General features: G+C 52.5%; 23 protein-coding genes and 1 tRNA gene. 18 read left to right on the top strand and 6 right to left on the bottom strand.

Annotated elements, in window-relative coordinates:
* The first annotated feature begins 362 nt into the window (after positions 1-362).
* From rfaQ to ACSOSI_RS09360, 8 genes are all read left to right on the top strand, one after another.
* Complete coding sequence (gene rfaQ, locus ACSOSI_RS09395) at positions 363-1,532, top strand: putative lipopolysaccharide heptosyltransferase III (RefSeq protein ID WP_476706945.1); 1,170 nt, start codon at positions 363-365, stop codon at positions 1,530-1,532.
* A gap of 52 nt (positions 1,533-1,584) precedes the next feature.
* Positions 1,585-2,841, top strand: coding sequence for an O-antigen ligase family protein (locus ACSOSI_RS09390; RefSeq protein ID WP_476705809.1), 1,257 nt, complete (start codon positions 1,585-1,587; stop codon positions 2,839-2,841).
* A gap of 180 nt (positions 2,842-3,021) precedes the next feature.
* Positions 3,022-3,480: an antirestriction protein gene (locus ACSOSI_RS09385; protein ID WP_476707264.1), complete on the top strand. Its 459-nt coding sequence runs from the start codon at positions 3,022-3,024 to the stop codon at positions 3,478-3,480.
* A gap of 36 nt (positions 3,481-3,516) precedes the next feature.
* Positions 3,517-3,996, top strand: a complete 480-nt coding sequence (gene radC, locus ACSOSI_RS09380) for a RadC family protein (RefSeq protein WP_126529012.1) — start codon at positions 3,517-3,519, stop codon at positions 3,994-3,996.
* Positions 3,997-4,012: 16 nt separating this feature from the next.
* Positions 4,013-4,348: a type IV toxin-antitoxin system YeeU family antitoxin gene (locus tag ACSOSI_RS09375; RefSeq protein ID WP_455871734.1), complete on the top strand. Its 336-nt coding sequence runs from the start codon at positions 4,013-4,015 to the stop codon at positions 4,346-4,348.
* A gap of 60 nt (positions 4,349-4,408) precedes the next feature.
* Complete coding sequence (locus ACSOSI_RS09370; RefSeq protein ID WP_012006196.1) at positions 4,409-4,777, top strand: TA system toxin CbtA family protein; 369 nt, start codon at positions 4,409-4,411, stop codon at positions 4,775-4,777.
* A complete protein-coding gene (locus ACSOSI_RS09365; RefSeq protein ID WP_410071719.1) occupies positions 4,774-5,103 on the top strand; it encodes a DUF5983 family protein in 330 nt (109 codons plus the stop codon). The genes ACSOSI_RS09370 and ACSOSI_RS09365 overlap by 4 nt, the downstream gene beginning before the upstream one ends.
* A 103-nt stretch (positions 5,104-5,206) precedes the next feature.
* Complete coding sequence (locus ACSOSI_RS09360; protein WP_476706944.1) at positions 5,207-6,040, top strand: DUF4942 domain-containing protein; 834 nt, start codon at positions 5,207-5,209, stop codon at positions 6,038-6,040.
* Between the two features lie 141 nt (positions 6,041-6,181).
* Here ACSOSI_RS09360 and ACSOSI_RS09355 read toward each other — a convergent pair.
* Positions 6,182-6,269, bottom strand: a tRNA-Ser gene (locus ACSOSI_RS09355).
* Between the two features lie 228 nt (positions 6,270-6,497).
* Between ACSOSI_RS09355 and yccA the strand changes: the two genes are divergently transcribed.
* Positions 6,498-7,157 carry an FtsH protease modulator YccA gene (yccA, locus tag ACSOSI_RS09350; RefSeq protein ID WP_004942825.1) on the top strand — a complete coding sequence of 220 codons (660 nt, stop codon included), beginning with the start codon at positions 6,498-6,500 and terminating at the stop codon, positions 7,155-7,157.
* 111 nt (positions 7,158-7,268) lie between these two features.
* Positions 7,269-7,598 carry a sulfurtransferase TusE gene (gene tusE, locus ACSOSI_RS09345; protein WP_012006193.1) on the top strand — a complete coding sequence of 110 codons (330 nt, stop codon included), beginning with the start codon at positions 7,269-7,271 and terminating at the stop codon, positions 7,596-7,598.
* Positions 7,599-7,602: 4 nt separating this feature from the next.
* On the opposite strand, the gene yccX is transcribed toward tusE, so the two are convergent.
* Positions 7,603-7,881, bottom strand: coding sequence for an acylphosphatase (gene yccX / locus ACSOSI_RS09340; RefSeq protein WP_476706943.1), 279 nt, complete (start codon positions 7,879-7,881; stop codon positions 7,603-7,605).
* Positions 7,882-7,973: 92 nt separating this feature from the next.
* On the opposite strand from yccX, the gene rlmI reads away from it, so the two are divergent.
* Positions 7,974-9,164 carry a 23S rRNA (cytosine(1962)-C(5))-methyltransferase RlmI gene (rlmI, locus tag ACSOSI_RS09335; protein ID WP_017892317.1) on the top strand — a complete coding sequence of 397 codons (1,191 nt, stop codon included), beginning with the start codon at positions 7,974-7,976 and terminating at the stop codon, positions 9,162-9,164.
* Positions 9,165-9,225: 61 nt separating this feature from the next.
* Positions 9,226-9,543 (top strand): heat shock protein HspQ, encoded by a 318-nt coding sequence (gene hspQ / locus ACSOSI_RS09330; protein ID WP_012006190.1) that lies wholly within the window; start codon positions 9,226-9,228, stop codon positions 9,541-9,543.
* A 56-nt stretch (positions 9,544-9,599) separates the two neighbouring features.
* On the opposite strand, the gene ACSOSI_RS09325 is transcribed toward hspQ, so the two are convergent.
* Positions 9,600-10,013 carry a CoA-binding protein gene (locus ACSOSI_RS09325; RefSeq protein ID WP_115182811.1) on the bottom strand — a complete coding sequence of 138 codons (414 nt, stop codon included), beginning with the start codon at positions 10,011-10,013 and terminating at the stop codon, positions 9,600-9,602.
* Between the two features lie 261 nt (positions 10,014-10,274).
* Here ACSOSI_RS09325 and ACSOSI_RS09320 point away from each other — a divergent pair, with 261 nt between their 5' ends.
* Entirely contained in the window at positions 10,275-10,946 is a 672-nt protein-coding gene (locus tag ACSOSI_RS09320; RefSeq protein WP_476706942.1) for a DUF2057 family protein, read from the top strand.
* 125 nt (positions 10,947-11,071) lie between these two features.
* Positions 11,072-11,530, top strand: coding sequence for a methylglyoxal synthase (locus tag ACSOSI_RS09315; RefSeq protein WP_261088943.1), 459 nt, complete (start codon positions 11,072-11,074; stop codon positions 11,528-11,530).
* Positions 11,531-11,563: 33 nt separating this feature from the next.
* Here ACSOSI_RS09315 and helD read toward each other — a convergent pair whose 3' ends face one another.
* Entirely contained in the window at positions 11,564-13,618 is a 2,055-nt protein-coding gene (helD, locus tag ACSOSI_RS09310; protein WP_476706941.1) for a DNA helicase IV, read from the bottom strand.
* 165 nt (positions 13,619-13,783) lie between these two features.
* Here helD and ACSOSI_RS09305 point away from each other — a divergent pair, with 165 nt between their 5' ends.
* Both ACSOSI_RS09305 and yccS read left to right on the top strand, forming a co-directional pair.
* Complete coding sequence (locus ACSOSI_RS09305) at positions 13,784-14,236, top strand: YccF domain-containing protein (RefSeq protein WP_017892313.1); 453 nt, start codon at positions 13,784-13,786, stop codon at positions 14,234-14,236.
* 26 nt (positions 14,237-14,262) lie between these two features.
* On the top strand, positions 14,263-16,398 hold the full coding sequence (yccS, locus tag ACSOSI_RS09300; RefSeq protein ID WP_476706940.1) for a YccS family putative transporter: 2,136 nt from the start codon (positions 14,263-14,265) through the stop codon (positions 16,396-16,398).
* Here yccS and ACSOSI_RS09295 read toward each other — a convergent pair whose 3' ends face one another.
* Positions 16,399-17,058: a TfoX/Sxy family protein gene (locus tag ACSOSI_RS09295; protein ID WP_476706939.1), complete on the bottom strand. Its 660-nt coding sequence runs from the start codon at positions 17,056-17,058 to the stop codon at positions 16,399-16,401. It abuts the gene before it with no gap.
* Positions 17,059-17,290: 232 nt separating this feature from the next.
* Here ACSOSI_RS09295 and sulA point away from each other — a divergent pair, with 232 nt between their 5' ends.
* Positions 17,291-17,797, top strand: coding sequence for an SOS-induced cell division inhibitor SulA (gene sulA / locus ACSOSI_RS09290; protein WP_017892311.1), 507 nt, complete (start codon positions 17,291-17,293; stop codon positions 17,795-17,797).
* Between the two features lie 358 nt (positions 17,798-18,155).
* Complete coding sequence (gene ompA, locus ACSOSI_RS09285; RefSeq protein ID WP_012006181.1) at positions 18,156-19,232, top strand: porin OmpA; 1,077 nt, start codon at positions 18,156-18,158, stop codon at positions 19,230-19,232.
* 112 nt (positions 19,233-19,344) lie between these two features.
* Here ompA and matP read toward each other — a convergent pair whose 3' ends face one another.
* Positions 19,345-19,803 carry a macrodomain Ter protein MatP gene (matP, locus tag ACSOSI_RS09280; RefSeq protein WP_012006180.1) on the bottom strand — a complete coding sequence of 153 codons (459 nt, stop codon included), beginning with the start codon at positions 19,801-19,803 and terminating at the stop codon, positions 19,345-19,347.
* Between the last annotated feature and the right edge of the window lie 139 nt (positions 19,804-19,942).

The raw sequence follows: 19,942 nt of genomic DNA, 5'->3' as shown, positions 1-19,942 counted from the left end.
TTTTGTAGAGGATTGATCGTTTTCACCGATCGGTGGGATCTTATTGATCTGCACAACCAATTATCTTTGCGTAGCTTCCGCCGTTAAGATCGGGTTGGGTACCGTTCTGATCGCGAAGGTTTTAATAGTCCGGCGAAAAGCACATAACCGCATGGCTGCTTATAAAGACAAAGCCACCGCTATATTATTGGAAATACATCCGCTATCAGGTTTCTGGCTATTAAGGAGGTCATGCTGCGATAAATACCTGAGCGTATTCCCACGCATCATCGGACGTGGTGCACCGTTATTTTTCTCCTCACTGACGATTTCGACACCGGCTCGGAAGGGGATCCTTTGCATTTTTTCTGAGACGACAAGTTATGACAAACGCTCCATACAACACGCGCAACACCCCATCCCAGGCGACATTACCTGACAGCCGTGTTCCCAACGCGCTATTGCATCGGGAAATCGTGCAGCGAATTTTGGTCATTAAACTGCGCCACTTCGGTGACGTGCTGTTGATGACGCCCTTGCTCAGTACGCTGCGCGCTAATTACCCCAACGCGTTGATAGATGTGCTGGTGTATGACGGTACGGAGGCCATGCTGGCCGGCAACCAGGATGTGTACCTGGCCTATACCGTGGACCGCAACCTCAAACATCAGCGTCTCAAGGCACAATACCGCGGTGAGCAGGCGTTGTGGAATAGCTTGCGTACGGGCCACTACGACCTGGTGATTAATCTCTCCGACCAGTGGCGGGCGGCGTTGTACTGCCGTTTTCTCAAACCGACCTTCAGCCTGGGATTTCGGTACCCCAAACGCAACAATCGGCTGTGGCAGGCCTGCCATTCGTTACTGGTTGACGTTGCCGACACCTCGAAACACACCGTGCTGAATAATCTCGACATTCTGGTGCCGCTGGCATTACCCACGATAATCACCACCGTGACGCAGACCTGGCGGCAGCGCGATGTCGATGAGATTGATCGGCTCAGCCGACGCCATCATCTGACGGATTTTGTGCTGATACAGCCCACCGCACGCTGGGCCTTCAAGACCTGGACGGTGGAAGGGTTCAGTGCCGTTATCAATCATCTTACCGCACAGGGCCGAACGGTGGTGATCACCGGCGGACGCTCGCCGGATGAAGCTGCAATGATCAGCGCCATTATGGCCGGTTGCCTGTCACCACAGCGTGTGGTCAATCTGGCCGGGCGTCTGGACCTGCCGGAGCTTGCGGTGTTGATTGACCGGGCCAGGCTGTTTATCGGCGTAGATTCAGTTCCCATGCACATGGCCGCCGCGTTGAAAACGCCCTCGGTAGTGCTGTTTGGGCCGAGTAACCGGGCGCAATGGGCACCCTGGCAGGCACCGCATACCTTGTTGTGGGCAGGCGATTATTGCTCACTGCCACCACCTGGCGCCGTTGATACCGACACGCCTGAGCGCTATCTCGCGGCCATTCCGGTCAACGATGTCATACGGGCGGTGAGCCGGCAACTGACCTTGTCAGCCGCGCCCGTCGTTACGTCGACATTCCGTTAACTTCATCACGGCAATCCGCCGTGCTTCGTCACCCCGCAATGAGTACGTTACGATGATATCAGTCCCTGTGGTTTATTCTTCTTTACTGACGCAACCTCAGCAACGGTTGTTTGCCTTCACGGCCTTTTTACTGGGGGCGTCACTCCCCACCTCCAATCCCCTGATGAATATCGCGCTGGGGTTGGCCCTGGTCTGTTTGCTCTGGCGGCGCGATACCCGACAGATTGGGGCTCTTGCCAGTCACCCCCTGGTGTGGCTGCCGGCACTGATGTTTGCGCTGCTGGCGTTGTCGCTGCTGACGCATACCCATGACTATGGCCCCAAAATGGTCGGTAAATACCAAAAGCTGCTGTATGTCTTGCCGCTGGCGTTGTTTTTTCTGGCTGACCGTCGGTTGCTCACCCATTTTGTCAGCGGATTTGTGTGGGCGAATGCATTGATACTGGCCATCAGTCTGGCGGGCGGTCTCGGTCATGTCACGCTGGGCGGCCTTAATCCCGATAACCCCACGGTATTTAAACTGCAAATCACCCAGAACGTGTTTATGGCATTTGCCGCCCTGATATGGCTGTCGCGCACATTTGAATACAGAGGTTTGCTGCGATGGGGGTATGCGGGGTTGGTGCTGTTGGCAACAGTGAATGTGTTGCTGATGGTACAGGGACGTACCGGGTATGTCGCGCTGGCGGCCGGTATGGGCACCTGGTTACTGCTTACGCTCCGACGCAAGCAGCTGATTACGGTGCTCGCCTGCGGCACACTGGCCATTGCCATGCTGGTGATGACCCCCAATCGCGCCATGGAACGCCTGACACTGGGGGTACAGCAAATTCAGGGCTGCGTCCTGGCCTCTGCCGAGTCGGCTTATCGGGCCTGCGACAACTCCATGGGACAACGTACCGCTTTCGCCCGCGAAGCTATTCACTTGATTAAACGGGCCCCGCTGCTGGGTAACGGCGCCGGTAGCTTCTGGTACGGCAATGCGGATACCGATTACGGTGTACATAACCCGCACAACGAGTATTTGCTTCAAACAGTGCAAACCGGATTGCTGGGGCTGATGGTGTTTCTCACCTGGATGTGGGGCTGCTATCGCGCGGGCTGGCAGTTGCCGACACACTGCCGCACTCTGTTTGTCGCGGTGCTCAGCAGCTACATGGCCTGTCACCTGTTCAACGCCTTCCTGCTGGACTCATCCGAGGGACACCTGTTTGTCATTATCGCCGCGTTGCTTGCGGGTTTTACCATCGGAACGCCACTGGCTGAGAACGGAAGTGGTTTACATCACCGGGCTGAAGGTCGTGAGTGATCCGCTAAGCGAGTTATAAGTCCCCCTGAACAGGCCATCTCCCAAAAATAACGCCCCTGAGTCAATACAGATTAACGCCCTGCTCACCTGAGTGGGGCGTTGTCTTTTATGCCGTTGATCCCTCGCGCCTGGCCTGACAAGCCGGTGCTTTTTATTGAACGTAAGGTAAGGGTAATTCCTGTGAAAGATAAGACTGCCAACAGTACACCCTCGACTTCCCCGATAAGTAATCTCCTCACACTGACTGCTACTCTCGTCCCCGACGCTGAGCGTCAGTCATTTTGGCTACAGCATTTTGGCGACATCCCACAATGGCTCCAAATCGAGTCACCGATATTCTCCTGGCTCGACCTCTTGTGTGAACACTACTGCGGAGATTATTGGGAATTTTACACCCTCAGTAACGGTGGGGCATTTATTATTCCGTCCACCGAAGGCGAGTACGTACTCTTTAACGCACTGAACGGGAATGGTGCCACCGTCGGTCATGAGGCCGCCGGCATCATCGCCTGCCTGATAACCTACAGCCACCATGCCTGCAGTACAGAATGTGACGCAATGACGGAACACTACTACCGACTGCGGGATTACGCCCTTACTCATCCTGAGTCTAAAGCCATTATGCGCATCATCGACTAACCCTTCATACTCCCTACGGAAACCCCCATCATCATGATGAATACAACCCTATCCCCGTCAGTGACGGAACTGCCGTTACCCACGCAACGTACCATCCAGCGCGCGTTAGCCTTGCTGGAACAGCATCTAAGGCAACCGGGTATTTCTTTCACCTCCGCAAATGCCGCTCGCGACTGGCTGCGCCTGCGTATGGCAAGGCTGGAGCGCGAAGTCTTTATGGTGCTTTACCTCGACAATCAACACCGTCTGCTGACCCATGAAACCTTGTTTACCGGCAGCATTAACAGTACCGAAGTCCATCCCCGCGAAATCGTGAAATCGGCGCTGAAGCACAACGCTGCAGCGGTTCTGCTGGCGCACTGTCACCCGTCGGGACATGCAGACTCCAGCGATGCAGATCGAAACATCACCCGCAGGATACAGGAGGCGCTGATGCTGGTTGAAGTCAGGGTATTAGATCACTGTATTGTCGGCGGCATGACGGTGTATTCGTTTGCCGAACACGGCCTGCTATAAGGAAAGGAGAAACTCGATGACATCAATCAACACCCCAGCCTGGGGACTAAAACGCAACGTCACTCCACAATTTGGTGCCCGTCTCGTGCAGCAAGGTAACCATCTGCACTATCTGGCTGACCGTGCCGGGATCAGCGGTACCTTCAGTGAGGTGCAAACTCGTCATTTGGATGAGGCTTTTCCGCAGTTTATTAACCATCTCGAACTGATGCTGCTGTCCGGTGAACTCAATCCCCGCTATCAGCACTGCGTCACGCTTTACCGCAATGGACTAACCTGTGAAGCCGATAGCCAGGGATCACACGGCTATGTGTATATTTCGGTGTATCCAACGCAAATGCCTGTCACGTAAAGCTTGCACTTAAATAAATCCACTACCCACCTTGCTTATTCAAACCTCGAGATAATCCACATGAAGACTTCACCTTTCCCCCCTAAACGGGAGGTTTACTCCTGCCCATCACCCGTTGCCATCTGGCGGGATCTGCTTACGTATCTGCTGGCACAACATTACGGTCTGACTGTGAACGACACTGTGTTCAGTGATGACACAATCATTCAGGAACATATTGAGGCCGGTATATCACTGGCTGATGCCCTGAATTTTATCGTGGAAAAGTTCGACCTGGTACGCACTGACCGTCGGGGATTCTCATGCACGGAACAATCACCGTTTATCACTGCCATCGATATCTTGCGGGCCCGTCACGCCACCGGACTAATGACACGCAACGGATATCAGGTCATCACGCAGGCTATCCAGGGGGAAAAGCGACCATGAACCCACACAGGCTGCTTGCCGGCGTACTGTTCACCGGTATCCAGTGCAGTACGGCCCATATCACCGACGACGATAACAGGGTGCTGTATCACGCTTCACACCAGCAGGGGGACTATGGCGACAGCGAGTGGGTACATTATACAGGCACCGGGTATCTGATAAGACTCATGGCGTGGCGGCATCCGGTGCTACGGCTTAAACGATTGGGACTGTCGAAAGAATTCCGTCGGTTAATGATTACCCTGATGAGACAACACCACATCACCGTCCTGCATCTGGATGCGGCAGGCGAGATCCTGCCGGGCTTTGCCCTATTCGATTGGTAATCCCTGACGCTAACACCGCCATTTCCTCGAGCAACACTCTTAACAACCCCGCATAGAGCCCGCCCTTTAAACCGGCGGGCTTTTGCTTTTATGGAGACAAAACATGCAGACTGAACCTGAAGTATTAACCGACCATACCGATATGATTTGCTCCACCAGCATTGAGCGTATCGTCTCTGGACGAAACACTGCGCTGATGCAAATTGAGACCCTTATCCACCAGCTTGATGAAATATCGACGCTGACCAGCAGCATCGGCGGTGGAACGGCAAAAGAGTGGGCGATGCGACCGGGTCACCGCTACGACTGCTGGTTTACAGAGAAAGTGGAAACCGCCATGAAAGCCATCACCCGCAACATAGATCGTAGCATCTGGCAGGATCTGATGCTGAAATCTGGAATGATTTCGCTGATGGACGCGCAAGCCCGTGACGAATGGCACAAGAACCTGGATGAGGAGGAACTACCGGAGATTAGCGAGGCCAATATTCTGGCGACTTTCGAGCAGCTGCATCAGAGCAAAGAAGAAGTGTTTGAGCGGGGCGCTATCAACGTGTTCAAAAATCTTAGTTGGGACTACAAATCGAATAGCCCCTGCATGTTCGGGAAAAAGATTATTGTGGATGGTGTCGTAAAGCACGACCAGTGGGGGTTTGGACTCAACTGGGGCTGGCAGCGTGACAGGTTAGCCGACCTTGAACGCATGCTGATGATACTCGATGGTCAACCTATTCCCGACAACCGCGCCGACGTTACTCGCCGTCTGGGCGATCATATCCATGAAAACCGGCACAGCACCCATTATGAGGATGAAATGTTTACTATTAAATACTTTCAGAAGGGAACGGCACATATCACATTTAAGCGTTCGGAACTGGTTGATAAGCTGAATGACATTATCGCCAGACACTATCCGGGAGCACTGGCAACGAAATGAAACCGGAGATGGATGATAACCTGTCCGATGTATTCTCAAGGCTACCAGCGCAAGCCAGACGGAGTTGGCATACTGGATGGCATACCGAGGGGAACGTGAAACAAAAAAGCTCATGTCAATCAATGACATGAGCTAAAATAATGGCGGAGGAGCAGAGATTCGAACTCTGGAACGGTTTCCCGTCGACGGTTTTCAAGACCGTTGCCTTCAGCCACTCGGCCACCCCTCCGCAACGAGCCGAACTATAAACATAGCCGATCTGCTTGTAAAGCCCATTACCGTTCAACCGAGCGAAAAAACAGCATTTGGCGTGTGAGCGTTGAATAAAGCGCCAACTCCGGCTCAAGGTTGCAACAATGATAACTAAGGGTAAAGATTGGTAAACAAACTTTAATCAAACGCTTGCGCTGCCTATCATCGTCACTAATTTTGTGATGACCTGATAAGAGAGATCATTATGGACCGCATTGTCGTCTCATCCTCCTCACGCGACTCGTTACTGAGCACGCATAAGGTTCTGCGTAACACCTACTTTCTGCTTTCCCTGACGCTGGCATTCTCGGCACTGACCGCTACCGCCAGCACCATGCTGGGGCTACCGGCACCGGGCCTGTTGCTGATGTTGGTCGGTTTCTATGGGCTGATGTTCCTGACCCATAAGCTGGCAAACAGCCCGGCCGGTATTCTGGCGGCCTTCGCACTGACCGGTTTTATGGGCTATGCCCTGGGGCCGATCCTCAGTTCATTCATTAATACCGGAGCCGGTGACCTGATCATGCTGGCGCTGGGTGGCACCGCGGTGGTGTTCTTCTGCTGTTCAGCCTACGTGCTGACTACCCGCAAGGATATGTCGTTCCTGTCCGGGATGATGATGGCCGGTTTTGTGGTACTGCTGGTTGCGGTCATCGCCAACCTGTTCCTGCAGATCCCTGCCCTGCATCTGGCCATTAGCGCGCTGTTTATCCTGTTCTCCGCCGGTGCCATCCTGTGGGAAACCAGCAATATTATCCACGGCGGTGAAACCAACTACATCCGCGCTACCGTTAGCCTGTATGTATCGCTGTACAACATGTTCATCAGCCTGTTGAGCATTCTGGGCTTCGCGCGCAGCAACTGATTTAACGCCTGAGAAAGACCCAAGGCCCCGCTCCGGCGGGGCTTTATTTTTTGCAGCGACAAAAGTTTGCTAAACTGACGGCCGTTCTGAATTATCCATTACCGAGGCAGTATGTTGGAGTATCAAGGTCAGGTTATTGAAACTGACGCACAAGGTTACCTGAAAAACAGCGCCGATTGGCATGAAGCCCTGGCACCACTGCTAGCCGCACAGGAAGAGATAACGCTGACCGAAGCACATTGGGAAGTGGTGCGTTTCGTACGCGGCTTTTACCTGGAATTTAATACTTCCCCGGCGATCCGCATGCTGGTCAAGGCCATGGCGCAGAAGTACGGCGAAGAGAAAGGCAACAGCCGCTATCTCTACCGTTTATTCCCCAAAGGCCCGGCCAAACAGGCAACCAAGATAGCCGGGCTGCCGAAACCGGTAAAATGTATCTGAAATGCTAATAGCGAATGCTGAAGCCTTGAAAATCGGCCGCGCCTCTCGGCTCCACCAGCACGCGATCGACCCGTGCACTACGCGAGCCGCCATTTTTCAGCCATTCCACCAGCTTGTCCACCTGCGGTTGTTCGCCGCAGGCCAGTACTTCAACGCTGCCGTCATCAAGATTACGCGCGTAACCGCTTAACCCCAATGCCGTCGCCTGATGCTGAGTGTTGTAACGAAACCCCACCCCTTGCACCACGCCATAGACATACGCAGCAATGCAAACTTGTGTCATAATCGGCCCCTTATCGACTTTCGTATATGGTATTGCCTGTGCATCTGCACGGCGACGCCACTCATTTTATCTAGCTGGCAGCATTCTTAATTATGACCGTACGCTTGTTTCTCGCCAAAGGACGTGAAAAGTCCTTACTCCGTCGCCACCCATGGGTGTTTTCCGGCGCTGTTCAACGTGTCGAAGGTAAAGCCCTGTCTGGCGAAACCATCGATATTCACGACGCCCAAGGCAAATGGCTGGCACGAGGTGCCTATTCACCGGAGTCGCAAATCCGCGCCCGCGTCTGGACCTTTTTGCCGGACGAAGAGATTAACATCGAATTCTTCATCCGCCGTTTACAGCAGGCGCAAAGCTGGCGTGATTGGGTTGCCAAACGTGATGGGCTGGACGGTTACCGTCTGATCGCCGGCGAATCCGACGGTATGCCAGGCATTACTATCGATCGCTTCCAGAACTTCCTGGTGTTGCAGTTGCTGTCCGCCGGCGCTGAATATCAGCGTGCCGCGTTGATTACCGCTTTGCAGCATTGTTACCCGGAATGTGCCATCTACGATCGTTCAGACGTCGCGGTACGTAAAAAAGAAGGTTTACCCTTGGCTCAGGGTCAGGTCGTGGGCGATCTGCCCCCTGCTCTGCTGCCTATCACCGAACATGGCATGAAGCTGCTGGTGGATATTCAGCAAGGCCATAAGACCGGTTTTTACCTCGACCAGCGCGACAGCCGTCTGGCCGCACGTAACTATTCCGCCGGCCGCCGCGTGCTTAACTGCTTCTCCTATACCGGCGCCTTCGCCGTGTCGGCCCTGATGGGCGGTTGTACTCAGGTGATCAGCGTTGATACATCGCAAGCCGCATTGGATATCGCCAAACAGAACGTCGAGCTAAACCAGTTAGACCTGAGCAAAGCAGAATTTGTCCGTGACGACGTGTTCCAACTGCTGCGCGCTTACCGCACGCAGGGTGAAAAATTCGACCTGATCATTATGGATCCGCCGAAGTTCGTCGAAAACAAGAACCAGCTGGCCGGTGCTTGCCGCGGTTACAAAGATATCAATATGTTGGCGCTGCAGCTGCTGAACCCAGGCGGCATTTTGCTCAGCTTCTCCTGTTCCGGTCTGATGCCAACCGATTTATTCCAGAAAATTTTGGCCGATGCCGCTGTAGATGCCGGGCGTGATGTACAATTTATAGAGCAGTATCGTCAGGCTGCCGATCACCCGGTTATCGCGACTTATCCTGAAGGGCTGTATTTGAAAGGGTTTGCGTGTCGGGTGATGTAACTTGAAATACGCTGTTTTGCCCTCATATAGAGAGCAAGGCATTGTTTCTCAGGAGGTCATCATGATTGCCAGCAAATTCGGTATCGGACAACAGGTTCGGCATAAGCTGCTGGGGTACTTGGGGGTGGTGATTGATATCGACCCTGAATACTCTATGGAACAGCCTAAGGCTGATGAAATAGCGGCGAATACCGATTTACGTTTCGCCCCTTGGTACCACGTGGTGATGGAAGACGAAGAAGGCCAGCCGGTGCATACCTATCTGGCAGAAGCGCAGTTAGATGGGGAAGCCCAGGAAGCTCATCCTGAACAACCTTCGCTGGACGAGTTGGCGGAGTCTATTCGCCACCAGCTACAAGCTCCACGCCTGCGCAACTGATGCGCCAGGCCTGAGAAACAACGGATAAAAGCCTGGCACCATGCCAGGCTTTTTACTCAGCGCTCCAGCCCCAAACGCGGAATTTCGATTTTAGGGCAACGATCCATCACCACTTTCAGCCCCGCCTCGTTTGCCAATGCCGCGGCCTGCTCATTAATGACGCCGATTTGCAGCCACAATACTTTGGCACCAATCGCAATGGCCTCTTGCGCAACCGCATATGCCGCTTCTGAATTACGGAACACGTCAACCATGTCCACCGGGTGCGGGATATCCTTCAACGTGGCATAGGCCTGCTGGCCCAGCAAGGTTTGCCCCGCCAGTTTTGGGCTGACCGGCGTAACCTGATATCCCTGAGCAAGCAGATAGGCCATCACGCCAAAACTCGGCCGCGCCGGATTATCACTGGCGCCCACCAGCGCAATGGTTTTCACCTGCTGCAGCAGGCCGGCAATATCGATGTCTTGCATTTTCCGCTCCCAATTATCGACGGGGGATTTCCCTATTTCGAGTGTAACCCACTGACCTTAAATCGGCTAAACCCAGAGTCACGGAAACTCCCGGTAATTTTTGCGGTCTGATGCTGTCACTGTCAGCCTCTGCCGGGTTAAATGGTGTCAAAATAAATACAAATGTGTATATTTGTAACCAAACAACGTAATGCTGAAAAACTTTGACACAGTCTATGGCGTGTTCAACACTAATAGCGATGCGCTTATAAGGAGATAACAATGAAATTTGGTCTGATGGTTGCGGCGCTGCTCAGCATCGGTATCAGCATACCTGCCGTGGCTACGACCCTGAAACTCTCTCCTGACATCGACCTGCTGGTGGTCGACGGCAAGAAAATGACAGGCTCGTTGTTAAAAGGCGCTGACAGCCTGGAGCTGGATGGCGGACAACATCAATTACTATTTAAAGTGGCCAAGTCTGTACGCTCAGGGCAAAACGAACAAACTGTCTATACTTCACCTCCGCTGATCGCCACCTTCAATACGCAAAATGTCAGTTCCGTAGCCATTGAGCTGCCGCGTATTGAAAATGTCCGGGATGGTCAGCGATTTGATAAGACGTTCAATTATCAGGTGATTGATAAGAACGGCAATGCGTTGGCGATGAAACACGACGTATTACGCCCCGACGACATCACGCTTAACATCGATCTGGAAAAGCTGATGGCTGATTACAACAGTCAGAAGCACCCGGCTTCCATACCTGCGTTCACCCATGTTCGCGCCACCGCCCCCGGCTCACCGCTGGCGAATGCCGCTTTAAACACCCCCACAGTGACACTGAAAGGTGAAAACGTTTCCGAGCAAATGCTGCAATACTGGTTCCAGCAGGCAGACAAAGAAACGCAGAAACGTTTTCTTCATTGGGCAAATAAACAGGCAGTGCGTTAAGCAAGATTGATGACGCCTTTTATTTAAAGGCGCGCTTTCTTCGCATTTTCAGGTGTAAACGCTAGGCAGTGAAAAACAGTTTCAGTAATCTGTCGCACATCACCCGATTAGCGAAGGAACTCCAGATGGAATTTACTACCCGCACTATCGCCGCGCGCAAACACATTGCGCTGGTGGCGCACGATCACCGTAAACAAGCCCTGCTGGCATGGGTTGAAGACAATAAGTCCGTGCTGGAACAACACCAACTTTATGCCACCGGAACCACCGGCAACCTGATCCAGCAAGCCAGCGGTATTCCGGTAAATAGCATGCTGAGCGGACCTATGGGGGGCGACCAGCAGGTGGGGGCGCTGATCGCCGAGGGCAAAATCGATATGTTGATCTTCTTCTGGGATCCATTGAACGCGGTGCCCCACGATCCGGATGTGAAAGCCCTGCTGCGCCTGGCGACGGTATGGAATATCCCCGTCGCCACCAACCGCTCCACCGCAGACTTCCTGATTGACTCCCCACTGTTTAAAAGCGAAGTGGAAATCACCATCCCTGACTACCAGCGCTACTTGCAGGACCGTCTGAAGTAACCATCATGGCCTGGTTTCCGCCAGGCATTGGGTTTAGGGTTTCTTCTGCGAGGGTACGCCGAGATCCTGCAGTTGTTCAACGAACACCGACGGGCGCTCGCGATCCTGCAATAACCACACCTGATGCTTGGCGCGAGTTAGCGCCACATACAACAGTCGCCGCTCCTCGGCATCCGGGAAGTCTTCCGGCTGCGGCAACAGAACGTCTTCTAATATCGACTCACGCGCAACTGCAGGAAAACCGTCGTTTCCCTGGTGCAAACCGGCGATAATCACGTACTCGGCCTGCTGCCCTTTGCTGGCGTGGATGGTCATAAACTCGATGGTCAGTTTAGGCCAGCGGGTTGACGCTTTTGACAACGCCTGCGGCTTTAGATGATGGTAACGTGCCAACACCAGAATCCGCTCTTCGGGCTTGGCATAGCCACTGAGCTTATCCAACAAATTTTCGAGTTGTTCGTGCGGCAACAGAACCACCGATTTCTTGTTGCCTTTGCTCAGGCTGTTCAGCGGTTTCTTCAACTGGTGCGGGTTCTGCTGTACAAAGCGGTTTGCCACCTCACCAATACGCTCATTGAAACGGTAAGTGGTGTCGAGCGCACATTGTGCCCCTTCGCCAAAGTTCTCGGCAAATGCTGTGGTCAGCGTCAGTTCAGCCCCGCTGAAACGGTAAATCGCCTGCCAGTCATCACCCACGGCAAACAGGCAAGTCTGTTTATTTTGTTTACGTAGCGCCGCCAGCAGTTGTGCCCGTTGCGGTGAGATATCCTGAAATTCATCAACCAGAATATGTTTCCACGGGCTGACAAAACGCCCTTTCTCCAGAATATTGACCGCCTGATGGATCAGGCCAGAGAAGTCTATTGCCCCCTCATCTTTCAGCGCACCTTTCCATGCCTTGAGCAACGGTGCCATCAGCCGGATACGTTTTGAAAACAGGTCACGGACCTCTTCATCTGCCTGTTCGATCATTTCCGCCTGGCTACCACCGTGCATTCGCATCAACCCCAGCCAACGTTCCAGTCGGCCAGCCAGCCGTTCTGCCAGGCGTTTATCCTGCCAAAAATCACCTTCCGGCACTTCCCATTCCAGTTCTTCGAGCAACCACTGGCGCCACCCTTTAGCCTGTGCTTTTTTTTCTGCACATTGCTGCTGCCAATGGGTTATCAACAAAGCTCTTCGAGCCTTACTGTCGGTTTCCAGCTTACTGATCGCCGGTACCTTGCGGTTGCCCTGCTGAATAATCTGCAGTGCCAATGCGTGGAAGGTTTTGGCCTGGATCGCCACGCTGCCCAGGCGCTCCTGAATGCGCTCGTTCATCTCTTCCGCCGCCTGACGGCCAAACGCCAATAACAGTATTTGCCCCGGTTCAGCCTCCTGGCGACGCAGCAGCCAACCGGCCCGCGCCACCAACACCGAGGTTTTCCCACTGCCGGCCCCGGCCAGGACCAACACTGAATCTTCGCCATTAACTACTGCGCGGCTTTGTGAGTCGTTCAGGGGGGAAGTTTCGATGTTCTGGAAGAAGTCGTGGTAGCTCTCCAGCATACGTTCGGTCCACTGCTGATTACGCTGCCCGACACTTTGCAACCCATGCTGCAGCCATTGCTGACAAAGGAGATAATCATCCCGACAATTGTCAAATTGCTCCAGTCGCGCTACCGGCATAGGTAAGGCACCGAAAGACTCGCGAATTTGTTGCTGCAGCTTGCCCAGTTCGGATTTTTTAAACCACTTATCCTGCTGTTCAATACGCTGGATATGTTCAACCTGTTGCTGCAACACGCCGGCGCTAACTTCGCTCATTTCGGCGCTCCACTGTTGCCAGGCCTGCTGGAGATAGTGATAGAAGCGCTGGGTTTCCTGCCATTCGGTACCATGCAGGCGCACCACTTTCTCCTCCGGCAGCTCAAACTCCAGCTCGCCCCAGACAATGCCCCGCTTACACCGGACATGAATCAACTGATTGAAAGGAATAAGATATTCATGCTTCTCACCGCTCACCTCGACACCGGCGTGCAGCAACCGCACACGGTTGTAAGGATGCTGAGCCAGGTGTTTCCCCAGCGATGTCGCTTTAAGTTCCATATCGTCGCGCCATGACTATGTTGAGATTAAATAACGGATATCTGCCAGTTTACCTGCGATAAGCAGTGGCACTCTAGCGCTAAAAAAAGGGTAGAATAGATTTTGCGTTTTGATAGCAAACGCACCGCATCGCGGTTTGGCCATCATTAGAGCAGAATGACGACTATGCGTACTGTACTGAATATTCTTAATTTTGTGTTAGGCGGTTTTTTCACCACCCTTGGCTGGCTGGTCGCAACGGTGTTTAGCGTGGTGCTGATCATCACCCTGCCGCTAACCCGCTCCTGCTGGGAAATCACCAAGCTGTCGTTACTGCCATTCGGTAACGAAGCCATTCACGTTAATGAATTGTACCCGGAAAAAAGCAATGCACTGCTTTCCGCCAGTGGTTCACTGCTGAACATTATCTGGCTGATCCTGTTCGGCTGGTGGCTGTGCCTGTCGCATATTGCCGCCGGGATTGTGCAGTGTGTAACGATTATTGGCATCCCGGTGGGTATAGCCAATTTCAAAATCGCCGCCATTGCCCTGTGGCCGGTCGGGCGACGAGTGGTATCCGTTGAAATGGCGCAACAGGCCAGAACTGAAAATGCCCGACGTCAGTATCAGCAGCGTTAATTTTTTCTCCGCCTGAGGAGTTTTTCGTGCTCTCTTTTGCACCAGCAATACGCCGTTATGCCTACAACAGCAATCTGCTTTACGATCTGCGAATCTTCATTGCACTGGCTGGTGCGGCCGCCGTACCCTGGTGGTTAGCCATTCCCAAGCTCACCATTCCCCTGACTCTGGGGGTGGTGGCAGCGGCGTTGACCGATCTGGATGATCGCCTGGCTGGCAGGCTACGCAATCTGTTGATCACACTGGTGTGTTTTTTTGTTGCTTCCGCCTCCATTGAGCTGCTGTTTCCTTATCCCTGGCTGTTCGCTCTTGGCCTCACCGCCTCCACCTGCGGTTTTATTTTGCTGGGCGCCCTGGGGCAACGTTACGCCACCATTGCATTTGGTGCCTTGCTGATCGCGGTCTATACCATGCTCGGCACCTCAATGTATGACGCCTGGTATCAACAGCCGACGCTGCTGATCCTTGGTGCCCTGTGGTACAACCTGCTGACGCTGATTGGCCACCTGATCTTTCCTATCCGACCTCTGCAGGAAAATCTGGCGCGTTGTTACAATCAATTGGCAAGTTATCTGGATGCCAAAGCCAACCTGTTTGACCCCGACGTCGAGCATGATGCCGACCTGCCGTGGATGGACGTTGCCATGGCCAATAGCACTCTGGTGACCATTCTTAACCAGACCAAAGTTTCATTGCTGACGCGGCTAAAAGGCGATCGGGGGCAACGCGGTACCCGCCGCACGCTGCATTATTATTTCGTCGCCCAGGATATCCATGAGCGCGCCAGTTCCTCCCACGTTCAATATCAGGCACTGAGTCGACAGTTTCGTCACAGTGATATTCTGTTTCGTTTCCAACGCTTGCTCAGCATGCAGGCTCGCGCCTGTCAGCAGTTGGCACAGTCGATTTTGCTGCGGCAAAAGTATCAGCACAATCTTCGTTTCGAACCGGTCTTTGGCCGTATTGAAGAAGCACTGACTCGCATTGCCATCACCCCGGAAAACCGTGAGCTGACCAAAGCACTCTCGCACCTGTTGAAAAATTTGCGCGCGATTGACGCCCAACTGGCAAATATTGAGTCCGAGCAGGCACTGGCCAGTGGCCTGACGGAAGAGAATAGTCTGTCGGATGACCGGCTCACCGGCTGGAGCGATATCCGCCTGCGTATCAGCCGCCATCTGACACCTCAGTCTGCCTTGTTCCGTCATGCCATCCGTATGTCAGTGGTACTGTGCGTGGGCTACGCCTTTATTCAGTTTACCGGCATGCAGCACGGTTATTGGATCCTGTTAACCAGCCTGTTTGTCTGCCAACCCAATTACAACGCCACGCGACGCAGGCTGGCGCTTCGAATTATCGGCACGCTGGCCGGCATTCTCGTTGGCCTACCGATCCTCTATTTTGTGCCCTCGCTGGAAGGCCAGATGGTGCTTATCGTCATCAGCGGCGTTCTATTCTTCGCCTTTCGAACCGTGCAATACGCACATGCCACCATGTTTATCACCCTGCTGGTATTGCTGTGCTTTAACTTGCTGGGTGAGGGTTTTGAAGTGGCCGCGCCTCGGGTTTATGACACGATTCTGGGATGTGCCATCGCCTGGGCGGCAGTCAGTTTTATCTGGCCAGACTGGAAATTCCGCCAATTACCGGCAGTTGTCAGTAAAACGCTGAATGCCAACTGCCGTTATCTGGATGCCATTCTGGTGCAATATCATCAGGGTAAAGACAACGGCCTTCCTTATCGTATCGCTCGCCGGGATGCACACAACAGTGATGCGGAGCTGGCTTCGGTGATATCAAATATGTCTGCCGATCCAAAAGCAAATAAAGAAGTTCAGGAAGCCGCCTTCCGCCTGTTGTGTTTAAACCACACCTTGTTGAGTTATATCTCTGCGTTGGGTGCACATCGTGAGCGTCTGAATAACCCCGCTACGCTGGACCTGTTAAATGATGCAGTTTGTTATGTCGATGGTGCCCTGCACCAGGAAGAACTCGACGACCGGCGCATCACTCAGGCGTTGGAAAGCCTGGCTGAACGAATTGTGCACGCTGCGCCGGAGCCGGAAAGCAAAGATCAATTGGTGTTGCAGCAAATTGGGCTGGTCATCGAGTTGCTGCCGGAGCTTACCATGCTGAATGCGCAAATCGGCAAATCGGCTTGATCACCCGGGGCCTTTTATCAGGCCCCGGACTCCCGGATTATGTCCGTGACTAAGTAACGACATGGTACGTTCAAACCAATTCGTCAGCTCACTGCGCATTTCCGAGGGTAAAGCGGCATGATGATAGCCGGCGATAGCCCCTCCCAGAGAAAGCAGTAGCCGCAATCCTAAATTGCGTTGCTGTTGCAACATTCGAAGATAACTGCGTTTGGCACCGTTCAGGCGCAAATCATAAACATTATGAATGCCCGCCCGCCAAAGTAACCGTTCCATATTGATGTCGATGTTCGGCAAGGTTTTCAGCCGTCCCTGGTTATCCGTTTTAACCTTGAGTTCCCGGCGCGCTTCCCGAATAGCCTGCCAGGCTAACCCCACAAGTTCCCTCCTGTCGCGCCACAGCGTTTCATCAACCCAGTAATAACGCATGGTAATAGGTACCCCTCGTTTGGAGTACACCATATTAACCATTCCGCGAGACCGAAAAGTAGGCTCCAGGCTATCCGTCGCACGAAGATACAGCTCCCCTTCTGCAATCACAGCGAACATGACGCCATCGGCCAGCAGCCCATAACCGCCAAATTGCGAGCGTGTAGTAATGCCGCCTAATGCGTAAAAATACGCTTTGGCCTGCACGATCCTTCCACTTGATGTCCCTTTCATAGCGTTCTCCTTGTGTAGATTAGTGTTCTATCATTCCCCACATCAATGAAATAAAAGTAACGTGAACAAGTAATTAGAAAAATACGCACTATCTGCAGTCATGCCAATCACAAACGTCCGGTGTATGAAAAATGATCGCAATTATGCGAGGTACTACGAAGATTTGAGTTGATCTTAATCACAACTGGATGTACTGTATAAACATACAGTGACACTACGGGCGGGATACTTTATGCGTACTCAATCACTCTACAATACCCATTTCAGCCACACCTCTTTTGCGGTGAGTAATGCTGCAGAGAGCACGAATGCCGGCAAAGAGAATGGCCTTATCAGTGAACTTGTTTACAACGAGCATCAGCCCGCAGTGGTACAATTATTGTTGCCTCTGCTGCAGCAGTTGGGTATGCAGTCACGCTGGTTGTTATGGCTGACGCCTCAGCAAAAACTGAGTAAGTTATGGCTACAACAATCCGGCTTGCCGGTTGGAAAAGTGGTGCAGCTGAGCCAAATTAACTCGCTGGACACGGTTGAAGCGATGGAAAAAGCGCTGCTGACGGGTAACTACAGTGTAGTACTTGGATGGCTGCCCGATCTTACAGAAGAAGATCGTCTAAAATTAAGGCGTGCGGCAGAATTAGGTAACGCTTATGGGTTCATTATGCGTCCTCAACGTGACATAAACCCGGTTCACGGACACTGTTCCACCCTAAAAATTCACTCTTCTTTGTATCATTAAGTAAATTTAGGATTTTTCCCATCATTTTCATCTCCCTGTAAGGGAACCTTTATGGGATCAGGGACAAAGCGAGTGTGGCTGCGGTTCCGCGGCCCAAAACCAGGGTTAAAATGTTCGTTTTTTTCCCGGTTAATGTTAGTAAATATGTATATTTCTGCGTTTTTTTTTAGAGCTTTATCACATCACACTTGTAACTTTCGCGCCACGTTGTAGACTTTACATCGCCAAGGTTGCTCTATAACGCCAGATAAACTGGCAGAGTAACAAACGAGGGCTCAAACCTTGGCGAAGGAATTTAACCAAGGGCTTAAAACAGCTTTAAAGCTCATTGCCTATTTGGATGATAACGAGGCGCAAAATGAAAAAGACAGCTATCGCATTAGCAGTGGCACTGGCTGGTTTCGCTACCGTAGCGCAAGCCGCCCCAAAAGATAATACCTGGTACACTGGTGCTAAACTGGGCTGGTCCCAGTACCATGACACTGGTTTCTACGGCAACGGTTACCAGAATGGTATCGGCAATGGTCCGACCCATAAAGATCAACTGGGTGCTGGCGCGTTCCTGGGTTACCAGGCGAACCAATACCTGGGCTTCGAGCTGGGCTATGACTGGCTTGGCCGTATGCCTTACAAAGGCAGCGTGAACAACGGTGCTTTCAAAGCGCAGGGCGTTCAACTGGCCGCTAAACTGAGCTACCCAATCATGGACGATCTGGACATCTACACTCGTCTGGGCGGCATGGTATGGCGTGCAGATTCCAAAGCTAACTACGGTAACGGCACTCGTCTGAGCGATCACGACACTGGCGTTTCTCCGTTGGCAGCAGTTGGTGTTGAATACGCACTGACCAAAAACTGGGCTACCCGCCTGGACTACCAATTCGTTAGCAACATCGGTGATGCAGGTACTGTCGGCGCACGTCCAGACAACACCATGCTGAGCCTGGGTGTTTCTTACCGTTTCGGTCAGGATGATGTTGTTGCTCCAGCACCAGCTCCAGCTCCGGCTCCAGTTGTTGAAACCAAGCGTTTCACTCTGAAGTCTGACGTGCTGTTCAACTTCAACAAATCTACCCTGAAAGCAGAAGGCCAACAGGCTCTTGACCAGCTGTACACTCAGCTGAGCGCAATGGATCCTAAAGATGGTTCTGCTGTAGTTCTGGGTTACACCGACGCCGTTGGTTCTGACCAGTACAACCAGAAACTGTCTGAAAAACGCGCACAAAGCGTTGTTGATTACCTGGTATCTAAAGGTATCCCTTCAGAAAAAATCTCTGCACGTGGTATGGGCGAAGCTGATTCCGTCACTGGCAACACCTGTGGCTACAAAGCTGGTCGTGCTACCAAAGCACAGATCGCTTGCCTGGCACCAGATCGTCGCGTAGAGATCGAAGTTAAAGGTATCAAAGACGTTGTAACTCAGCCACAAGGCTAAGCTACCACTCTTAGTAAAAAACCCCGCAATGCGGGGTTTTTTTTCGACTAAATCAAGTGGTGTAAGCAACAAAGAGCCGCTTCCCTTGCAGGTAACTGGCTGGCTAGCGGGTTTATTCTTTGTCTTTACCTAGAATAGCTTTTAAATCTTGCTTCAATGATGACATCTGGCTGGCATACTTCTCTTTACGTTCCGCATCTTCGATCAACTGCACCACTGTTTCTGATAGAGTCACCCCACGGCGACGGGCCAGCGCGGCCAAACGCTGCCAAACCAGAAACTCCAGATCGATAGATTTTTTACGCGTATGTTGGTGTTCTGCGTTAAAATGACGTTTACGTCGTGCGCGGATAGTTTGCTTCATCCGGTTATCCAGTTCCGGATTCATATGGTGACTAATCCACGTCAGCACTTTTACCGGCTCATTTTCCAGCTTCAGCAGCTCGTCAATGGCTTCCTGAGCAACGCTGTTTTCAATGTGGCGGGTAATAGCTTCCCCTTCCCGGTGCTTTTTCACCAGGTACTTCCATTTCCAACCGCTCTCCAGATTTTCCAGTTGCTGATATTTCATCGTGAGCTCTTCAGTGACCGCGTAACTTTATTAAGCATAACAGCTTTACGCCGAATTTCCCCGGCAATTACACCTCGTTTTAGACTGTTTTTTGCACAGTCATCGCTCGATGTCAAACTCCCTGACATCAACTGTAACT

This window comes from Serratia sp. AR11, from assembly GCF_056376275.1.
This window is presented reverse-complemented; position numbering and strand designations above follow the sequence as displayed.